Below are 17564 nucleotides of genomic sequence, written 5' to 3' on the forward strand. Positions count from 1 at the left end.
CCGAAGGCGCTGCCCGGGTGTCTGTGACAACCTGGGCAGCGCCTTCGGTGCGGTGCGATTTAGGCCAAGGGATCCGTGACCTTGATCTTGCCGGCGACGATGTCATCGAACGCCTGCTGGACCTGCTCGAGGACCTCGGGGTTCTCCATGACGGTGCACTGCGAATCAGCTGCGTCGTCCGTGAGGCTGACGATCGTCATGCCGCCCTCGGCCAGGCCGAAGGACGTCGTCGCGTCTGCCGCGCTGGTGCCGTCCATGATCTCGCCGACCACGGTCTCGACGACCGCGTTCACGGCCTTGATCGAGCCGTCAACGACGAATCCGGGGGCCAGCGGGCACTGGTTGGTGTCGACGCCGTAGGCGAAGAAGCCCTTCTCGGCTGCGGCCTCCATGATGCCGGGGTTGGCGGCTGCGCCAACGGCGAAGACCTGATCGACGCCGGACGCGGCATAGGCGAGAGCCTGCTCCTTGGCGCGGGCCGTGTCAGCGAACGGGTTGTCGCCGCCGATGATCTGGGGCGCGACGGTCTCGACTGCGGGGTTGACGCTCTTCGCGCCCTCCGCGAAGCCGTCCGAGTACTTGGCGAGCAGCGGGATGTCGAGCGACAGGACCGAACCAACCTTGTTGGCCTCGGTCAGCAGGCCGGCCTCGACGCCGAGCAGGTACGACGGCTCCTGCTCGCGGAAGGTTGCCTGGTAGAGGTTCTCAGGAGCGCCCTCGACGAAGGTGTCGATCAGGAGGAACTTCTGCTGCGGGTTCTGCTCAGCGAGCTCGAGCGCGACGTCGCCGAACTGGAAGCCGAGCATGACGACGACCTCGGGTGCCTCGGCGATCGCGGCCTCGAGGTGCGAGCGACGAGTTGCCTCGTCCTTGCCCTCGAAGGTCTTTGCCGTGCCCTCGAACTCGGTGGCGACAGCTTCGATGCCGTCCTTGCCCGACTGGAGGAACGCGTTCTGGCCGATGGGGTCGCTCGTGATGTAGACGAACTTGGGGCCGTCCGCGGGGGCTGCATCGCCCGAGTCAGCCGAGCCGCCGCCGCTGCACGCGGTGAGGGCGAGGACGGACAGAGCCGCGGTCGCAGTGAGGGCCGCCTTGGCGCGGCGCGAGGAGATGATCATGCGATCGATCCTTTCATGGGGGTCATTGTGAGGGAAAACCTACGGAAAAACTGCTGAGGCTAGGGGGTGCGCGTGGCGCCGAGGGGAACCGAGTCGAGCGTCTCGCCGCGATCCAGGCGGATCACGCGGCGGTCGGTGACGATCGCGGTGATGAGCTCGTGCGGGGTGACGTCGAATGCCGGGTTGACCGCCTGCGTGCCCTCGGGCGCGGTGCGGGTGCCACCAAAGCCGCCGACCTCGGCGGAGCCGCGGTCCTCGATCTCGATGTCGGTGCCGCTTAGGGTGAGCATGTCGACGGTGGTCTCGGGGGCGACCACGATGAAGGGGACCCCGGCGTGCTTCGCTGCGAGCGCGAGCGAGAACGAACCGATCTTGTTCGCCGAGTCACCGTTGGCCGCGATGCGGTCCGCGCCGATGAAGACGGCGTCGGCGATTCCACGGGACAGCAGAAACGGGCCGGCCGAGTCGATGAGCAAGCGGAAGGGCGCACCCATGCGCTGCAGCTCGAACGCGGTGAGGCGCGCGCCCTGCAGCAGGGGGCGGGTTTCGAGCGGGAAGGCCTCTTCCAGCGCGTCCTGTTCGAGCAGGGTCTGGATCACGCCGAGCGCGGTGCCGCGCTCGACGGTCGCGAGGCCGCCCGTGTTGCAGATGGTCATGATGCGCAGCTTCTCGCGGTCGACGAGCTCGCGGGTGAGCTCAGCACCGTACTGGCCCATCGAGATGCACGCGGCGATGTCCTCGTCGCGGATGTTCAGCGCCTCGGCGAGCACGGCTCCCGCGCCCTGCTCGAGCACAGTGAGTGCGCGGTCGACGCCCCACGAGAGGTTCACCGCGGTGGGGCGTGCTTCGCGCAGCAGCGCTGCCTGGCGGCGCGCCTCGTCGATGTTCAGCGTGCCGGTTTCGTCCGACTCGTTCGCCGCGATGAGCGCGACGCCGAGGGCGCCTGCGACACCGAGCGCCGGGGCGCCGCGGACAGCGAGCCGCTGAATGTCGTCGATCAGATCGTCCAGGGTCGTGACCCGGCGCATCTCGATGGTGTGGGGAAGCAGGGTCTGATCGATCAGCTCGATCGCTCCGTCGGCCCAGTCGATAGTGCGCACGCACTCTCCGTCTCTGCAAGCGTTGCCTCGGTGGCGCGCGGGCGCATAGTGGCGGCCCCCGCACCGACGTTTGACAACGGCGGTCATTCTGGCGCAGACGCGCCCGAGGAATAGGCTACTCCACCCGTGCAGATTCCGCGCGTCGAGCGGGCGAGCGCCCAATCCGGTGTTGTCTGACAACTGCACCTGGCTGGTGCAAAATCCCCGAACGTTCACCCAATCCCCGCGCGTGTCCGGCTCGAATTGTCACCTGCCGGGCGTAGCGTGTGTGGCATCGGGCAGGGCGCCCGACGAGGCGACTCTATGAACCCTCGACCCACCGGGATCGGTCGTCTCACTGACCCGGGCTGCGGCCCGGATTGGGAGGAACCGTGGCGACGATGAGCGAACAGGATCGGTCCATACAACGCCCTCAGGGGGACGACCGCCCAGCCGCGAGCGAACGCTCAATGCAGGCGGAGCGCACCTATGTGGTCGACACCTCGGTATTGCTGGCCGACCCGGGGGCGCTGTTCCGCTTCGCGGAGCACTCGGTGGTGTTGCCGATCGTTGTGGTGAGCGAGCTCGAGAAGAAGCGGCACGACCCCGAGCTCGGCTTCTTCGCGCGCCGCGCGCTGCGCCTGCTCGACGAGCTGCGCGAGAAGCATCTGCGCCTCGACTTCCCGGTGCCCGTCGGCGACCAGGGCGGCACCCTGCGCGTCGAGCTCAACCACTCCGACCAGAGCCTGCTGCCGAGCGGTCTCCGCCTCGGCGACAACGACACCCGCATCCTGGCCGTCGCCCAGAACCTCGCCTCCGAGGGATTCGACGTCACGGTGGTGTCCAAGGACCTGCCGATGCGCGTCAAGGCGGCCGCGATCGGCCTCGGCGCGGAGGAATACCGGCATGAGCAGGCCTCGAACGCCAGCTACTCGGGCATCGTCGAGATTCGCATTGACGAGGCCGAGATGTCGACGCTGTGGGACGAGGAGAAGCTCGAGAACGTCGAGGCGATCGCCGGCGAGCCGCTCGGGTCGGGCGTCGTCCTGGTCTCGGACCGCGGCTCGGCGCTTGGCCGAATCACCGGGGCGGGCGCCCTCAAGCTCGTCCGCGGTGACCAAGAGGTCTTCGGGGTGCACGGCCGCAGCGCGGAGCAGCGCCTCGCTATCGACCTACTGCTCGACCCGTCAGTCGGGATTGTGTCGCTCGGCGGGCGGGCGGGCACCGGAAAGTCCGCGCTCGCGCTCGCCGCAGGGCTCGAGGCGGTGCTCGAGCGGCAGCAGCACCGCAAGGTGATGGTGTTCCGGCCCCTCTACGCGGTCGGTGGCCAGGAACTCGGTTACCTCCCCGGCGACCAGGAGGACAAGATGAACCCCTGGGGCCAGGCGGTGTTCGACACGCTCGGCTCGATCGTTTCGGAGAACGTGCTGAACGAGGTGATCGCGCGCGACCTCGTCGAGGTGCTGCCGCTCACCCACATTCGCGGGCGCTCGCTGAACGATGCGTTCGTGATCGTCGACGAGGCGCAGTCGCTCGAGCGGAACGTGCTGCTGACGGTGCTGAGCCGCCTGGGCCGGAACTCGCGCGTCGTGCTCACCCACGACGTCGCGCAGCGCGACAACCTGCGGGTGGGGCGCTACGACGGGGTCGCCGCCGTCATTGAGCGGCTGAAGGGCCACCCCCTCTTCGGGCACATCACGCTCACCCGCTCCGAGCGCAGCGAGATCGCGGCGCTCGTGACGGAGCTGCTCGAGGACTAGGCGCCCGGCGCGCGGCGGGTCCGGTCCGGCGGCTCTGAACTCGTCAGATCCTGCCGACCGGCTCCTGCCGGGCAGCATCCCGCCAGACAGGATCCTGCCCGGCGAGCCTTCGCCCGGGCGTAGGCTCGGGGCATGGCTGCGACATCCCGGGACCCGTTCACGAACAAGCTGCTCGAGACCTTTCGCGAGCGAGCGGCGGGCTATGACGCCGACAACCGGTTCTTTGCCGAGGACCTGGTGCACCTCGGCATGGCGGGCTACCTCGCGGCCCCGGTGCCGGAAGATCTCGGCGGGGCCGGCCTGTCGCTCGCCGAGCTCGTGCGGTCGCAGCGACGGCTCGCGGCGCACGCCCCGGCGACCGCGCTCGGCGTGAACATGCACCTCGTCTGGGTACAGGTGGCGCGGTTCCTCCACGACCGGGGCGACGATCGCCTCGACTGGGTGCTGCGCGACGCGGTCGCGGGCGAGATCTTCGCCTTCGGCATTTCCGAGGCGGGCAACGACGCCGTGCTGATGGACTCACGCTCGAGCGCTGTGCCCGATGGCGCGGGCGGCTATCTCGTGAGCGGCACCAAGGTCTTCACGACGCTGTCGCCCGTGTGGACGCGGCTCGGGCTGCATGCCCGTGACGACAGCGACCCCGACGCGCCCCGCGTGATCTTCGGCTTCGCGCGGCGCGGGGGCGCCGGGGTGCGTGCCGCCGATCGTGGTGGGCCGGGCATTTCCCACCCGGGGCAGTGGAACCCGCTCGGCATGCGTGCAACACAGAGCTGGGCGACCACGCTCGAGCGCGTGCCGGTCGCGGCGGAGGACGTCGCCGGGTCCATCGCCCCGTTCGAGCCCACCGACCCGATCGTGCTCGGCATCTTCGCCTCGTTCTCCGTGCTCACCGCCGCCGTGTACGCGGGGATCGCGGACCGCGCGCTCGAGCTTGCAACCGAGGCGGCGCGCCGGCCGGCCGGCGACGGGATCCGCCTCGACGACCCCGACACCGCTGCCCGCCTGACCGAGGCGGTGCTCGAGCACCGAGCGAGCCTCGACGCGCTCGAGGTGCTCGCGCGCGACGTCGATGCGCGGGCCGACCGCGACGACTGGTTCCTCGCGCTCGCCGCAGCGAAGAACCGGGTGACGGACGAGGCGAGGCGCGCGGTGGACGTCGCGATGCGCTTCGTCGGCTCCCGCGGGTTCCAGGCCGACTCCGAGCTCGCCCGGCTGTACCGCGACGTGCTCGCCGGGATGTTCCACCCGTCGTCTGCTGCGTCACTCGCGTCGACGGTGCGGCGTGGGCTGGCGGGATAGCGCGGCAGCTCGGCTCCGCTCCGCCGCAATCGAGAGTTCGCAAGCTGTGGGTGCTGAGGCATGCGCACCGGCAGATAGCGATCCCTCGATCGGGATTGACCGCTTCGATCAGCGGGGTGCGCTACCGCCCGCCCGCAGCTCGGCCGCATAGGCCGTGAGCGAGCGGCGGTAGCGCGGCAGCGTCGGCTCCAGCGCCTCGAGCGCCACGGCCAACGCGTCTTCGACTCGGCCCGCCGAATGCAGGCAGAGCGCGAGGAATGCCTCACGGGCGGCGCCCACCGACGTATCGGGCTCCGACGCGGACAACACGGCAACGGCCTCGTCAAAGCGGCCGAGGTTTCGGAGCGTCGATGCGTACTGAACGTCGAGTTGCGCGCGCTCGGGGCCGGCCAGCCCGAGCTCGATCGCCCGTTCGTATTCGGCCGCCGCTTCCGCCTCGTGACCGGCCGAGTCGTAGGCGCCGCCGAGTTCGAACGGCCCACGCGGGTCAGCGGACGGCAGCTCCGCGGCGAGCGCCCGCATCGCGGCGAGCGTCTCGGCAGGATCCTGCCCGCTGTCCCAGAGCTCGTCGACCCGTCGCTGCCATGCATCCTGCTGGTTCATGCGTCCGACGTTATCAAGGAGCGGCGCGGGTATGGCAAAGGGCCGAGATCCCGCAGGATCCCGGCCCCAGCCCTGACGGCAAGCCGTCGGAGTGTAGAACTACTTTGCGACGCCCGGGTGGGTCATCGAGAGCAGGTCGAGCGCCTTGTCGAGGTCGGCCTCGGTGACCTCGCCGCGCTCGACGTAGCCGAGGTCGACTACTGCGTCGCGCACCGTGATGCCCTTGGCGACCGAGTGCTTCGCGATCTTCGCGGCCGCCTCGTAGCCGATGAGGCGGTTCAGCGGGGTGACGGTCGACGGGCTCATGCCAGCCAGTGCCTCGGCTCGCTCGAGGTTCGCGACCAGGCCCTTGACGGTCTTATCGGCGAGCACGATCGACGCGTTCGAGAGCAGGCGGATCGACTCGAGCAGCGCCGTGCCCATGACGGGGATCTGCACGTTGAGCTCGAAGGCTCCCGATGCGCCCGACCACGCGATGGTCGCGTCGTTGCCGATGACCCGCGCGCAGACCATGAGGACGGCCTCGGGGACGACGGGGTTGACCTTGCCGGGCATGATCGACGAGCCGGGCTGCAGATCGGGGATGTGCAGCTCGCCCAGGCCGGTGTTCGGGCCCGAGCTCATCCAGCGGAGGTCGTTGTTGATCTTGGTCAGCGAGACCGCGATCGTGCGCAGCGCACCCGACGCTTCAACAAGTCCGTCGCGGTTCGCCTGCGCCTCGAAGTGGTTGCGCGCCTCGGTGATGGGCAGGCCGCTCGACGCCGCGATCTCGGCGATGACCTTCTCGGGGAAGCCGAGGGGGGTGTTGATGCCGGTGCCGACGGCGGTGCCGCCCTGGGGCACCTCGGCGACGCGGGGGACAGCCGCCTCGACGCGCTCGATGCCGTAGCGGATCTGCGCGGCGTAGCCGCCAAAGACCTGGCCGAAGGTGACGGGGGTCGCGTCCATGAGGTGCGTGCGGCCCGGCTTCACCGCGGTCGCCCACAGCTCGGCCTTCTCCTCGAACGCCTCGGCGAGGTGCGCGAGCGCGGGCTTCAGCTGCTCGATGAGCGCGCCCGTGACGGCGATGTGCACCGAGGTCGGGAAGACGTCGTTCGACGACTGCGAAGCGTTGACGTGGTCGTTCGGGTGCACGGGGGCGCCGAGGTGCTTCGTCGCGAGGGTCGCGAGGACCTCGTTCATGTTCATGTTCGACGAGGTGCCCGAACCGGTCTGGTAGGTGTCGACCGGGAACTCGCCGTGGTGTGCGCCGCCGATGATCTCGTCGGCGGCGGCCACGATGGCCTTCGCGATGTCTGCGTCGAGCACGCCGAGCTCGCTGTTCGCGATTGCGGCGGCGCGCTTGATGCGCGCGAGCGCGACGATCTGAGCCGGCTCGAGGCCGCTGCCCGAGATCGGGAAGTTCTCGACTGCGCGCTGCGTCTGTGCGGCATAGAGTGCGTTCTTGGGCACACGAACTTCACCCATGGTGTCGTGCTCGATGCGGTACTCGATCTCTTCAGTCACGTTGATCCTTAGTTTCGGCGGAGTGTCGGGGGAGGAAAAATTTCGGGGACGAGCTGCCTAGGCCGCGTCGTGGATGTCGATATCGAGCGTGCCGACGGCGGTGTACGGCACCGCGCGGCCCTCAACGAGGCGATACTGGCAGCCGACGATCGCGAGCTCGCCGCGGTCCACAGCGTCGCTAATCACCCGTGAGTTTCGCAGCAACTCGTTCACCGTGGCAGCAAGGTGCATGCGTCCCACCGCGTTCGCGTCGATCTGGGAGGCCTCGGCGTAGGGGCTCTCGTGGTGATCGCGGTGCCAGTACTGCTGCACGGCCGGCTGGATGGGCGCCAGGGTGTTGCGCACCGAATCGGTGACCGTGCCCGGCGTGCGGCTTGACTGGTCGATCGCCGCGGCCACCGCGCCGCACGAGTCGTGCGCAAGGACGACGATGAGCGACGAGCCCAGCTCAGTCACCGCGTACTCCATCGATGCAGTGATGGACTCGGCCACCACGTGCCCCATGTTGCGCGCGATGAAGAGGTCGCCCAGGCCACAGTCGAAGATGATCTCGGCCGCAAGGCGCGAATCTGAGCAGCCGAAGAGGGCGATGTCGGGCGTCTGCACGTTGACGAGCTCGGAGCGACGATCAACGTCCTGGTTCGGGTGGTTCGAGGTGCCGGCGATGAACCGGTCGTTCCCGGCACGAAGCGTGTCCCAAGCGACCTGTGGCGTGACGCGCTGCTTCGACATACGTGCTCCTCTATTTGCTGGGGGTGAGGCCCGCCACGGCGCGCTCCGCGAGGAGGCTGATCGCGTCGGGGGTGTCGGTTCCGTAGACCAGGATCGTGGCGTCGCCCGCCTCGGTCTGCAGGGCAAAGCTCGCGTTCGTCTTGTCGAGCTCGGTGGCGCCCTCGTGGTGGTCATAGACCGTCCAGTTGAAACCGCCAATCGTTGCAGCGCCCGTGGCCGTCTGCTTCTCAAGCTGCTCGGCGATCCAGGTGTCGTTCGCTCCGAACGCCTGCGTGACCGCCGCGAACTGCTCGTTATCGGTCGTGTAGCTCAGGTACCAGTAGGTGATCTTGTCGGTTTCGGAGTAGCGCAGCTCGGCCTGCTTCGCGCGCCAGCCGTCCGGAACCTTCGGGGCAATGAGCTCGTGCCCGGCGCTTGCCGAGGCCGCGGCCGCGAGGGACGCGACGTCGATGTCACGGTGCTCGGTGTTCCCGACACCGCGGGGGACCGCGAGGAAGATCACGGCAACGAGGCCGAGGGAGACGAGAAGGGAAAGGACGAGGTTGTTGACCGTCTTCCGCTCCCGGTAGAGGCGGCTATCGCGCGTCTTGCGTGCGTGCGTCTCGGCTGCGGTTTCGGGGCGTCCAAGCTCGGCAACAACGGCCTTCGTCTTGCGGCTCATGCCTACTCTGCGTCCCTCTCCGGAGTGTTGGCCACGCTCTTGCGGGCTTCTTCGAGGCGGCGGCGTGCGCCGAGCAGCCACTCTTCGCAGCGCGCGGCCAGCACCTCGCCGCGTTCCCAGAGCGCGAGCGACTCTTCGAGGGTCGCGCCGCCCTGCTCGAGGCGGGCGACGACCTGCACGAGTTCGTCGCGCGCGTCTTCATAACTCAGCGTCACGGGATCTGCGGGGGAGGCCATAGGGCAAGTCTAGCCGTCGGTCCCGACAGGGAGATCTATGCGTCCGTCGGACGTCGCACCCAGGCGCCCGCCCGCCACAGCAAGGCGCAGCTCGGTCCCGGCCGGTGCATCGGCCGGATCCCGCAGCACGGCGCCGCTCGGCAGCTGGGCGATCGAGTATCCGCGCTCCAGCGTCGCCTGCGGCGACAGCGCGCCCAGCCGGGCGCGCAGCTCGGCGAGGACGGTGCCCGAGTCGCGGACCGTGCGCTCCGCGAGCTCGGTGCCGCGAGCGATCCAGCGCGTCAGTTCCTCGGCGCGCTCGTCGATGAATCGCTCGGGCCGCGCGAGCACCGGGCGCCCGCGCAGCTGCGAGATCCGGTCGATCTCGTGCGAGACGAGCTGGCCGAGCCGCGTGCTCATGCGGCTGCGCGCCTGATCGATGCGGGCAAGTTCCTCGCCGACATCGGGTACCACGCGCTTCGCGGCGTCCGTCGGGGTCGAGGCGCGCAGGTCGGCGACCTCGTCGAGGAGCGGCCGATCGGCTTCGTGCCCGATCGCGCTGATAATGGGGGTCTGCGCGGCGGCGGCGGCGCGCACGACGCGTTCGTCGCTGAAGGCCAGGAGGTGCTGGAAGTCGCCGCCTCCGCGGGCGATGATGATGACGTCGACCTCGGGGTCCCGGTCAAGCGCCTCGATGCCGGCGACGACCTCGGCGGGCGCCTTGTCTCCCTGCACCGCGGCGTAGTGCAGGCGGAACTCCACGCCCGGCCAGCGGAGCTTCGCGTTGCGCAGCACGTCCTGTTCGGCATCTGAGTTCTTGCCGGTGATCAGGCCGATCCGGTGCGGCAGGAAGGGGAGGGGGCGCTTGCGGGCGGCGTCGAACAAGCCCTCACTGCGCAGTTGCTGGCGCAGCCGCTCGAGCCGCTCGAGCAGGTCACCCACGCCGACGTGGCGCAGGTCATGCACTTGCACTGTGAGGCTGCCGCCCTTCACCCAGAAGTTCGCCTTCACGAGCGCGACGACGCGGTCGCCCTGTGCGAAGTCGCCCGAGAGCTTCGACAGCACGGAGTTCCAGACCGAGAGGCTGACCGTCGCGTCCTCGTTCAGGTCTTTGAGCTTGCCGTAGACGTTGCCGCCGCGGACCTGCCACTGGGTGAGTTCGCCCTCGATCCAGACCATGCCGAGGCGGTCGATCCAGTCGCGCAGCTTCTGGCTCATGAGCGCGACCGGCCACGGCTCCTCGCGGGTGGAGGGTGCGGTGACGGAGAGGGGACTCATGCAGCGATCCTATCGAGCCAGGGGACAGTCAGGAGTGGCCCGTAGACTGGGCGCATGGCCAATTCTTCTGTGGATCAGCGCACGATTGGCGCCCCCGTCGTGAGTCTCTCAATGCCCCGCATGCGCCGTCAGGCCGGGCGGCTGCGCGACGAACCGGTCGAGGGCGAAAAGCTCGTGCTCCTCGCCGCTCCACGAGGGTATTGCGCTGGCGTGGACCGCGCCGTCGTCGCGGTCGAGAAGGCGCTCGAGCGCTATGGCGCCCCGGTGTATGTGCGCAAGCAGATTGTGCACAACGTGCACGTCGTGCGCACCCTCGAAACGATGGGCGCGATTTTCGTAGAAGAGGTTGACGAGGTGCCCACCGGCGCCCACGTCGTGTTCTCGGCCCACGGGGTGTCGCCCGCAGTCGTGCAGGAGGCCGAGGATCGCGGCCTGCAGGCGATCGATGCGACCTGCCCGCTCGTCACGAAGGTGCACCGCGAGGCCGTGCGCTTCGCGAAGCAGGACATGGAGATCTTGCTGATCGGTCACACAGGCCACGAAGAGGTCGAGGGCACCGCGGGCGAGGCCCCGGACCACATCACGATCGTGAACTCGCCCGACGATGTCGCTGGGCTTGAGGTCAAGGACCCGGAGAAGCTGGTCTGGCTCTCGCAGACGACCCTGAGCGTCGACGAGACCATGGAGACGGTGCGCCGTCTGCGCGAGAAGTTCCCGAAGCTGCAGGATCCGCCCAGCGACGACATTTGCTACGCCACCCAGAACCGTCAGGTCGCGATCAAGAAGATCGCCCCGCAGGCCGATCTCGTGCTCGTCGTCGGCTCGCAGAACTCGTCCAACTCGGTGCGCCTCGCGGAGGTCGCGCTCGAGTACGGCGCGAAGGCCGCCCACCTGGTCGACTACGCGCACGAGGTCAAGCAGGAGTGGCTCGCGGGCGTCCGCACCGTCGGCGTCTCGAGCGGCGCCTCGGTGCCCGAGGTGCTCGTGCAGGATCTGCTCGACGACCTCGCCGACGCCGGCTATGGCATGGTGCGCGCCGTCGTCACGGCGGAGGAGGACCTCGTGTTCTCGCTGCCGAAGGAGCTTCGCCAGGACAGCCAGGGTGTGCGCGACGAGCGTGCGCTCGGCGGGCGTCGCCGCTAGCGTTTCGTGGGCCAGCAGGATCCTGCTGGAAAGCTATTCGAGCCCGACGCTCATGATCAGGTCGTCCTCGGGGCCGGGAGTGCGCTGCCCGTCGGTGTTGTTCGTGACGAACCAGAGTGCTCCGTCGGGCGCTTCGGTCACGGCCCGGATCCTGCCGTACTCGCCCGCGTAATAGTCAGTCGACGTGCCGGGGTCTGCGACGGGAACCGAGCGGAGCACTGCGCCGCGGAGGTTCGCGATGAAGAGCGTTCCGCCGATGCGCGTCATGCCGCTCGGGCTCGCCGCGCTCGGTGCCCACTGCTGCACGGGGTCGGTGAAGCCGCTCTGCCCAGCGGCGCCCTCGACCGTCGGCCAGCCATAGTTGCTGCCCGGGGCGATGACGTTCAGCTCGTCCCACGTGTTCTGCCCAAACTCGGTCGCGAACATCGTGCCGTCGGCGGCCCAAGCGAGACCCTGCGGGTTGCGGTGCCCGAAGCTGTAGACGAGGCTGCCCGGGAACGGATTGTCTGCCGGCGCCGCGCCGTCGGGCGTCATCCGCAGGATCTTGCCCGCGAGCGACTCGAGGTCCTGCGCGAGGTTCGACTGGCTCGCGTCGCCGACCGTGGCGTAGAGCATGCCGTCCGGTCCGAAGGCCAGGCGGCCGCCGTTGTGGGTGCGCGCCGAGGGCAGCTGGCTGATGAGGGTCGAGGCCTCGCCGAGGGCGTACGCCCCGGGTGCCCCGGTGACGGCGAAGCGTTGAATGCGGTTCCCGTCGGCCCCGGTCGAGTACACGTACAGGCGGCCCTGCTCGTCGATCGCGAGGCCGAGCAAGCCGCCCTCCCCGCCGTGCTGCACGCCCGGCGCGATGCCGAGTTCGCGGGCCCTGCCGTCGGCCAAAAGCTCGAGGATGCGCCCGCTATCGCGCTCGCTCATGAGCGCGGTCTCGTTGAGGAACACCACCGACCAGGGCGCGTCTAGGCCCGAGGTGACCGCCTGCGGGGTGCCGACCGGCGCGACCGGCGCAGCGCTTTCCGCTGGCGGCGTGGTTGTGGGTGCCGGGGCGGGCGCAGGTTCGGCGGACGCCGTCGGGGCGGGCGCCTCTGCGGGCTGGGTGCAGGCTGCGAGCAGTACGCCCACGCCCAGCGCGGTGGCCACGAGGAGGGGGACCCGGTGTCGACTCATGGAGTTCATCCAATCGGTGAATCCCCCCAATGTACGGCGCATACCCTGGCGAATGCAGAGAGCTTTCTAGGTGCTGCTTGGCTCGGACAGCCGGGCGATCACCTCGATCAGCAGCGTCTCGGCCACGGGTGCTGGCAGCGCCTCGATGAGCGCCATGAGCGTCGACATCTCTTGGGGAAGGGCGTCGCCGCCCCCGCCGACGCCGACGACGCGCAGCATCGCCCAGGCGGCGCCGGGCGAGAGCCGTGCGCCCTCACGCATGAGTCCGAGGGCGCGGAGCCCCGCGAGCGCGACGCGCGGGTTTGCCCGCGGCACCCCGCGCACGTCGTCCGCTGCCTGCCGCATGGCGGGGAGGAGGGCAGGGAGCACCGACTCGGTCACCGGCGTAATGGTCAGGTGGGTGCTGTGCGGCACGCGCGTGCCGCTCGGCTGATCGATTCCGGGCTGTAGCTGCACCCGGAACCCGAGCGCGCTGATGCGGTCGGCGAAGCGGTGCGGGTCGACCTGCTGGGCTGCGGGCACGGACTCGTCCGCCACGACCGCGAGCAGCGGCCCCGTCGGGTCGCCCAGCACGGTGAGGCCCGGGATCGCGTCGACCTCGCGCCGGATCGCCGCCGTCGCGCGCACGCAGCGCCCGGTGAGCTCGGCGTAGCCGCTCGAGCCGAGCCGGGTCACGATCGCCCAGGCGGCGGCGAGGCCGGTCGCCGAGCGCGAGCCGAGCATCGTCGCGTTGACCACCGGGTAGCCGGGCCAGCGGGCGGTCGCGAAGAACTGCTTGCGCTGGCGGGCGCGGCCACGCTGCAACAGCACGGAGGCGCCCTTGGGGGCGTAGCCAAACTTGTGCAGGTCGGCCGAGATACTCGTGACGCCGGGAGTGCGGAGGTCCCACTTCGGGAGGCCCGGCCACCACGGCAGGGCGAAGCCCCCGATGCAGGCGTCGACGTGGCAGGAGATGCCGCGCGCACCGGCTTCGCGCGCGACCTCCACGATCGGGTCGAGGGCCGCCGTCGGGTAGGACGGCGCCGAGACCACGACGAGCGCGACGTCCTCGTCGAGCCGGTGGATGATGTCGGCGGCCGACACCGACCCGTCGCGCGCGACCGGGACCAGGTCGAGGTCGAGCTCGAAGTAGTGCGCGGCCTTCTGGAACGCGGCGTGCGCGGTGAGCGGGGCGACGAGGCGAGGGCGCAGGTTCGCGCGGGACCCCGGGTCCTCGGCCCGCCACAGGTCGCGCGCGGTCTTCACCGCGAGCAGGCAGCTCTCGGTGCCGCCCGAGGTGATGGACCCGACGACCCCGCGGCCGCCGTGCAGCATGCGCTTCGCGAAGGCGATGAGGTCGCGTTCCATCGCGGGCACTGACGGGAACGCGGTCGGGTCGAGGCCGTTGACGGTGCGGACGAGGCCGGCCGCGTCGCCCGCCAGCTCGTCGAGCTCAGCGAGCCCGGAGTCGTACACATACGAGAGCAGGGTGCCGCCGTGCGTCGGTGCATCGTGTTCGCGAAGCCTGGCGAGCCGCCGCAGCACCTCCGGGGCACTCGGCCCGCTGCCGAGGGCTTCGTGAGGGGTGTGATCGTGACTCATGCTGCCGCCTCCGGCTCAAGGTCGGCCTTGCGCAAGCGGTAGCGGCCGAAGACGAGGATGCTGATGCCCATCAGAATGGCGGGCACGATGCTGAACGCGATGCCGATGCCCGCGACGGCCGAGGCGGGCTGTTCGATCGAGACGCCGGCGGTGCTCTCGAGGTACCCCGTCAGCGTGAGCACGATGGTGAGTACGGTCGCACCAAACGCCATACCGGTAGTCTCGCCCGCCGTCCACACGCCGCCGAACGCGCCAGCTCGACCGTCGCCGCGTCGACTCGCGTCGTGCCGAATCACGTCGGGCAGCATCGCCATCGGTAGCGACTGCATGCCGGCGTACGCGGCGCCGGCAAGGGCGACCGGGGCCAGGATCCACCAGCCGGGCAGCCACAGCATCGCCGTCAGGGCGAGGGCCGCGACGGCGAACATTGCGCTGGCGATCACGAACGCGCGCTCCTTACCGATCGCGCCCGACAGCTTCGCCCAGAGCGGGGCGACGAGCAGGGCCGGCGCGATCAAGGCGAGGAACAGCGGCGTGACGCCTCCCTCGTCGCGCAGCACCCAGGTGGCGACGTACTGCGCGCCGGCCAACATGATGCCGGTGGCGAGACCCTGCAGCATGAAGGTCAAAAGCAGCGCACGGAAGGGCTGGCTTGCACGCAGCGTGGTGACGCCGTCGCGGTAGAACACGGCGAGCGTGGTGCGTGTGGGGAGCGTCGCCGCGTGCAGTCCGCGCGGTGCGGTGCTGCTGCCGATGAGCAAGCCAACGGCAAGCACGAGCCCGGCGATCACCGCCATGACGAGGTAGCCCAGGTTCGGATTGTCGGGGAAGAGCCCGCGCAGCTCGGGGCCGCCCGCGCCGAAGAGCAGGATCGCGAGCGTGAGCACGACCACGCGCCAGGTCAGCAGTCGGGTGCGGTCGTCGTAGCCGTGGGCGATCTCAGCGGGCAGCGCGATGTAGGGCACCTGGAACAGACTGAAGGCGGTCGCTGCGGCCAGGAACGCGACGAACACCCAGAGGGCCGACAGCCCGGGGGCTAAACCGGGGACGACCGCGAAGGTGAGCGCGAACGCGACGGGCAGGGTCACCGCCCCGATGAGCATGGAGCGGCGCCGGGTACCGGTCCGCGCGAGGGCGCGGTCGCTCAGGCCGCCGATGACGGGGTCGATGAGGACGTCCCACACCTTGGCGAGCGTCACGATGAGGCCGGCGAGGGCCGCGGTCACCCCGAGCGTGTCGGTCAAGTAGTAGACGAGGACGAGGCCGGGGAGCGTCGCAAAGCCGCCCGTGCCGAGCGAGCCCGCGGCGTAGCGGGCGATCGTGCCGCGCGCGAGCGGCGCGGGGCCGCCCGTCGTGCGAGGCGGGGTGGCGGGGGAGGGAGGTGTCGACGCTGAGACCATGGCTGCATGCTATCGCCCTGCGCCGACACGCAGAACGCCCTCCCCGGTCGGGAAGGGCGTTCTGGCGACTCGTGTGAAGCGTGGAGGCTACATGCCGCGTCCCTGAAGCGAATCGAGCAGGAGCTGCATGCGCTCGGGCGTCATCTCGGTGGAAAACTCTGGGATCTGACTCATCGCGACGGTGAGAATGATGAACATCGCGATGAACGCCACGACGCCGCCGATGAGGGGAATAAAGAACGCGAGCTTGCGCCGGCGCATCCGCTGCACCGAAAGGATCAGAGTGATCGCGTACAGCCCGAGCGTCACCAGGGTGCCGACCGTGCCGATGGTCGTAATCGATGCCGGAGCGACCCAGTCGGGCAGCTCGATCAGTTCCGCAATGGTCGCGAGCTGCTGCGGCAGCATCATGAAGGAGCTGGCAAGGTTGAGCGCGCCAAACGCGCCAGCCGCGAGCAAGAGGATCGTGACGACGCGATCGCCGACGCGGCTCTTCGCCGGGGCGGCCGCGGGGCCTCCCGGTGCCGGGACGGGTGCCTGCATTGCGGGGACGCCTGCGGCGGGCGCCTCGAAGTGCTGCGGCGAGCCCGACCGCTGTTGCCCGACGCCCAGGTTATGCGGCACTCCGGTGAGCGACGGCGACGCCGCGGGCTTCGCAGCCCCGTTCGCTTGCGGGGCGGCGCCGGGGACGATCGCCCCGTACTGCGGCCCGGGAACCTCTGCGGGCGCGGCCGCAGCGCCGGCGTTCGCAGGATCCTGCCCAGGAGTCACCGTCTTTGCCTCGCTCGGCGGCTCCCAGGTCCACCCCTCGGGGGCGTACTCGCCGAACGCGGGGCGCGGGCGTTCCGTGGGTGTGGGTGTGGGTGTGTTGACTTCGGTTTCTGCAGCCGGCGTCGCGTTGGTGGGCTGCGGATCGGCAGGATCCTGCGGGGACGTCATGCTACGCGCTCACCGACTTACCGGCAGAGCCGAGCTGGGCGGCAGCCTCGCTGACGCGGGCGCCCATCGCGGACTCGGCCTTCTTGCCCCACGCGCGCGGGTCGTACTGCTTCTTGTCGCCGACCTCGCCGTCGATCTTGAGCAGGCCCTCGTAGCCCGTCAGGATCGAGTCGACGACCGAACGCGTGAACGCGTACTGGGTATCGGTGTCGATGTTCATCTTGATGACACCATTCGCGACCGCCTCGGCGATCTCGGCGGGGCTTGAGCCGGAGCCGCCGTGGAAGACCAGATCGAGGGGCTTCGGTCCCGTGCCGTAGCGGGCCGCGAGGCCGTCCTGAATCTCCTTGAGCAGCGCGGGGCGCAGCTGCACGTTGCCCGGCTTATAGACGCCATGCACGTTGCCGAAGGTCAGCGCGGTGAGGTAGCGGCCCTGCTCGCCGAGGCCGAGCGCCTCGACGGTCGCGATCGCGTCCTCGAGGGTCGTATAGAGCTGGTCGTTGATCTCCTGCTCGACGCCGTCCTCTTCGCCGCCGACGACACCGATCTCGACCTCGAGGATCGTGTTGATGGCGTGCAGGCGGGGGAGGAGCTCCTTCGCGATGCGGAGGTTCTCGTCGAGCGGCACGGCCGAGCCGTCCCACATGTGCGACTGGAAGTACGGCAGGCCGCCGTTTCGCACGCGCTCCTCGCTCGCTGCGACCAACGGCAGGAGGAAGTTGTCGAGGTTCTCCTTGGGGCAGTGATCCGTGTGCAGTGCGACGGTCACGGGGTACGCCTTGGCGACCTCTTCCGCGAAGAGGGCGAACGCGATCGCGCCGCCCGCGCGGTTCTTGACGGTGTGCCCAGCGAAGTAGTCTGCGCCGCCGGTGGACACCTGCACGATGCCGTCCGAGCCCGCCTCAGCCAGGCCCTGCAGCGCTGCGTGCAGCGTCTGCGAGCTCGAGACATTGATCGCCGGGAAAGCGAATGCGCCGGCCTTCGCAGTGTCGAGCATTGCGGCGTACTGTTCCGGGGTGGCGACGGGCATCGCAGCTCCTTCGTGTTCAGAGACGGGTCGGCCCACCAGTCTACTGAGTTCGCGATAGG

The 17564-nt window shown here is 69.7% G+C and carries 16 protein-coding genes; 3 read left to right on the forward strand and 13 right to left on the reverse strand.

Annotated features, from left to right (window positions below; translation table 11 throughout):
- Nucleotides 1-59 precede the first annotated feature (59 nt).
- Together KOE53_RS08985 and mtnA are read right to left on the reverse strand one after the other, a co-directional pair.
- Entirely contained in the window at nucleotides 60-1118 is a 1059-nt protein-coding gene (locus tag KOE53_RS08985) for a BMP family ABC transporter substrate-binding protein (protein WP_188058199.1), read from the reverse strand.
- Nucleotides 1119-1177: 59 nt separating this feature from the next.
- Complete coding sequence (gene mtnA, locus KOE53_RS08990; RefSeq protein ID WP_188058200.1) at nucleotides 1178-2218, reverse strand: S-methyl-5-thioribose-1-phosphate isomerase; 1041 nt, start codon at nucleotides 2216-2218, stop codon at nucleotides 1178-1180.
- 449 nt (nucleotides 2219-2667) lie between these two features.
- Here mtnA and phoH2 point away from each other — a divergent pair, with 449 nt between their 5' ends.
- Together phoH2 and KOE53_RS09000 are read left to right on the forward strand one after the other, a co-directional pair.
- Nucleotides 2668-3957: an RNA 5'-3' helicase PhoH2 gene (gene phoH2 / locus KOE53_RS08995; RefSeq protein WP_241095627.1), complete on the forward strand. Its 1290-nt coding sequence runs from the start codon at nucleotides 2668-2670 to the stop codon at nucleotides 3955-3957.
- 132 nt (nucleotides 3958-4089) lie between these two features.
- A complete protein-coding gene (locus tag KOE53_RS09000) occupies nucleotides 4090-5256 on the forward strand; it encodes an acyl-CoA dehydrogenase family protein (protein ID WP_188058201.1) in 1167 nt (388 codons plus the stop codon).
- Nucleotides 5257-5364: 108 nt separating this feature from the next.
- On the opposite strand, the gene KOE53_RS09005 is transcribed toward KOE53_RS09000, so the two are convergent.
- From KOE53_RS09005 to xseA, 6 genes are all read right to left on the reverse strand, one after another.
- Nucleotides 5365-5859: a tetratricopeptide repeat protein gene (locus tag KOE53_RS09005; RefSeq protein WP_188058202.1), complete on the reverse strand. Its 495-nt coding sequence runs from the start codon at nucleotides 5857-5859 to the stop codon at nucleotides 5365-5367.
- A gap of 99 nt (nucleotides 5860-5958) precedes the next feature.
- Nucleotides 5959-7365 (reverse strand): class II fumarate hydratase, encoded by a 1407-nt coding sequence (locus KOE53_RS09010; protein ID WP_188046274.1) that lies wholly within the window; start codon nucleotides 7363-7365, stop codon nucleotides 5959-5961.
- A gap of 57 nt (nucleotides 7366-7422) precedes the next feature.
- A complete protein-coding gene (locus KOE53_RS09015; RefSeq protein WP_188046275.1) occupies nucleotides 7423-8097 on the reverse strand; it encodes a carbonic anhydrase in 675 nt (224 codons plus the stop codon).
- A gap of 10 nt (nucleotides 8098-8107) precedes the next feature.
- Nucleotides 8108-8758 carry a DUF4245 family protein gene (locus KOE53_RS09020; protein ID WP_188046276.1) on the reverse strand — a complete coding sequence of 217 codons (651 nt, stop codon included), beginning with the start codon at nucleotides 8756-8758 and terminating at the stop codon, nucleotides 8108-8110.
- 2 nt (nucleotides 8759-8760) lie between these two features.
- Nucleotides 8761-8994, reverse strand: coding sequence for an exodeoxyribonuclease VII small subunit (locus KOE53_RS09025; RefSeq protein ID WP_188046277.1), 234 nt, complete (start codon nucleotides 8992-8994; stop codon nucleotides 8761-8763).
- A 9-nt stretch (nucleotides 8995-9003) separates the two neighbouring features.
- A complete protein-coding gene (xseA, locus tag KOE53_RS09030; protein ID WP_188058203.1) occupies nucleotides 9004-10251 on the reverse strand; it encodes an exodeoxyribonuclease VII large subunit in 1248 nt (415 codons plus the stop codon).
- Nucleotides 10252-10362: 111 nt separating this feature from the next.
- Here xseA and KOE53_RS09035 point away from each other — a divergent pair, with 111 nt between their 5' ends.
- Nucleotides 10363-11394, forward strand: coding sequence for a 4-hydroxy-3-methylbut-2-enyl diphosphate reductase (locus KOE53_RS09035; protein ID WP_188046327.1), 1032 nt, complete (start codon nucleotides 10363-10365; stop codon nucleotides 11392-11394).
- A gap of 33 nt (nucleotides 11395-11427) precedes the next feature.
- Here the strand turns inward: KOE53_RS09035 and KOE53_RS09040 are convergent, their stop codons facing one another.
- The 5 genes from KOE53_RS09040 to fbaA all read right to left on the reverse strand — a co-directional run bounded on the left by KOE53_RS09040 (nucleotide 11428) and on the right by fbaA (nucleotide 17505).
- Complete coding sequence (locus KOE53_RS09040) at nucleotides 11428-12555, reverse strand: PQQ-dependent sugar dehydrogenase (RefSeq protein WP_215401684.1); 1128 nt, start codon at nucleotides 12553-12555, stop codon at nucleotides 11428-11430.
- A 66-nt stretch (nucleotides 12556-12621) separates the two neighbouring features.
- A complete protein-coding gene (locus tag KOE53_RS09045) occupies nucleotides 12622-14136 on the reverse strand; it encodes a pyridoxal phosphate-dependent decarboxylase family protein (RefSeq protein WP_188058205.1) in 1515 nt (504 codons plus the stop codon).
- Entirely contained in the window at nucleotides 14133-15536 is a 1404-nt protein-coding gene (locus KOE53_RS09050; protein ID WP_188058206.1) for an MFS transporter, read from the reverse strand. Before KOE53_RS09050 ends, KOE53_RS09045 begins: the two co-directional genes overlap by 4 nt.
- Before the next feature lie 87 nt (nucleotides 15537-15623).
- Nucleotides 15624-16475: a DUF6264 family protein gene (locus KOE53_RS09055; RefSeq protein WP_188058207.1), complete on the reverse strand. Its 852-nt coding sequence runs from the start codon at nucleotides 16473-16475 to the stop codon at nucleotides 15624-15626.
- A gap of 1 nt (nucleotide 16476) precedes the next feature.
- Nucleotides 16477-17505, reverse strand: coding sequence for a class II fructose-bisphosphate aldolase (gene fbaA / locus KOE53_RS09060; RefSeq protein WP_188058208.1), 1029 nt, complete (start codon nucleotides 17503-17505; stop codon nucleotides 16477-16479).
- Nucleotides 17506-17564: the final 59 nt, after the last annotated feature.

Source organism: Leucobacter sp. CX87, assembly GCF_018682295.1.
Lineage (GTDB): Bacteria > Actinomycetota > Actinomycetes > Actinomycetales > Microbacteriaceae > Cx-87.

Coding starts and splice junctions, on each gene's coding strand:
- KOE53_RS09045 (WP_188058205.1), bottom strand. CDS start 14,136: ATGAGTCACGATCACACCCCTCACGAAGCCCTCGGCAGCGGGCCGAGT.
- KOE53_RS08985 (WP_188058199.1), bottom strand. CDS start 1,118: ATGATCATCTCCTCGCGCCGCGCCAAGGCGGCCCTCACTGCGACCGCG.
- phoH2 (WP_241095627.1), top strand. CDS start 2,668: ATGCAGGCGGAGCGCACCTATGTGGTCGACACCTCGGTATTGCTGGCC.
- KOE53_RS09020 (WP_188046276.1), bottom strand. CDS start 8,758: ATGAGCCGCAAGACGAAGGCCGTTGTTGCCGAGCTTGGACGCCCCGAA.
- KOE53_RS09050 (WP_188058206.1), bottom strand. CDS start 15,536: ATGGTCTCAGCGTCGACACCTCCCTCCCCCGCCACCCCGCCTCGCACG.
- KOE53_RS09040 (WP_215401684.1), bottom strand. CDS start 12,555: ATGAGTCGACACCGGGTCCCCCTCCTCGTGGCCACCGCGCTGGGCGTG.
- KOE53_RS09000 (WP_188058201.1), top strand. CDS start 4,090: ATGGCTGCGACATCCCGGGACCCGTTCACGAACAAGCTGCTCGAGACC.
- KOE53_RS09035 (WP_188046327.1), top strand. CDS start 10,363: ATGCCCCGCATGCGCCGTCAGGCCGGGCGGCTGCGCGACGAACCGGTC.
- xseA (WP_188058203.1), bottom strand. CDS start 10,251: ATGAGTCCCCTCTCCGTCACCGCACCCTCCACCCGCGAGGAGCCGTGG.
- KOE53_RS09025 (WP_188046277.1), bottom strand. CDS start 8,994: ATGGCCTCCCCCGCAGATCCCGTGACGCTGAGTTATGAAGACGCGCGC.
- KOE53_RS09005 (WP_188058202.1), bottom strand. CDS start 5,859: ATGAACCAGCAGGATGCATGGCAGCGACGGGTCGACGAGCTCTGGGAC.
- KOE53_RS09015 (WP_188046275.1), bottom strand. CDS start 8,097: ATGTCGAAGCAGCGCGTCACGCCACAGGTCGCTTGGGACACGCTTCGT.
- KOE53_RS09055 (WP_188058207.1), bottom strand. CDS start 16,475: ATGACGTCCCCGCAGGATCCTGCCGATCCGCAGCCCACCAACGCGACG.
- fbaA (WP_188058208.1), bottom strand. CDS start 17,505: ATGCCCGTCGCCACCCCGGAACAGTACGCCGCAATGCTCGACACTGCG.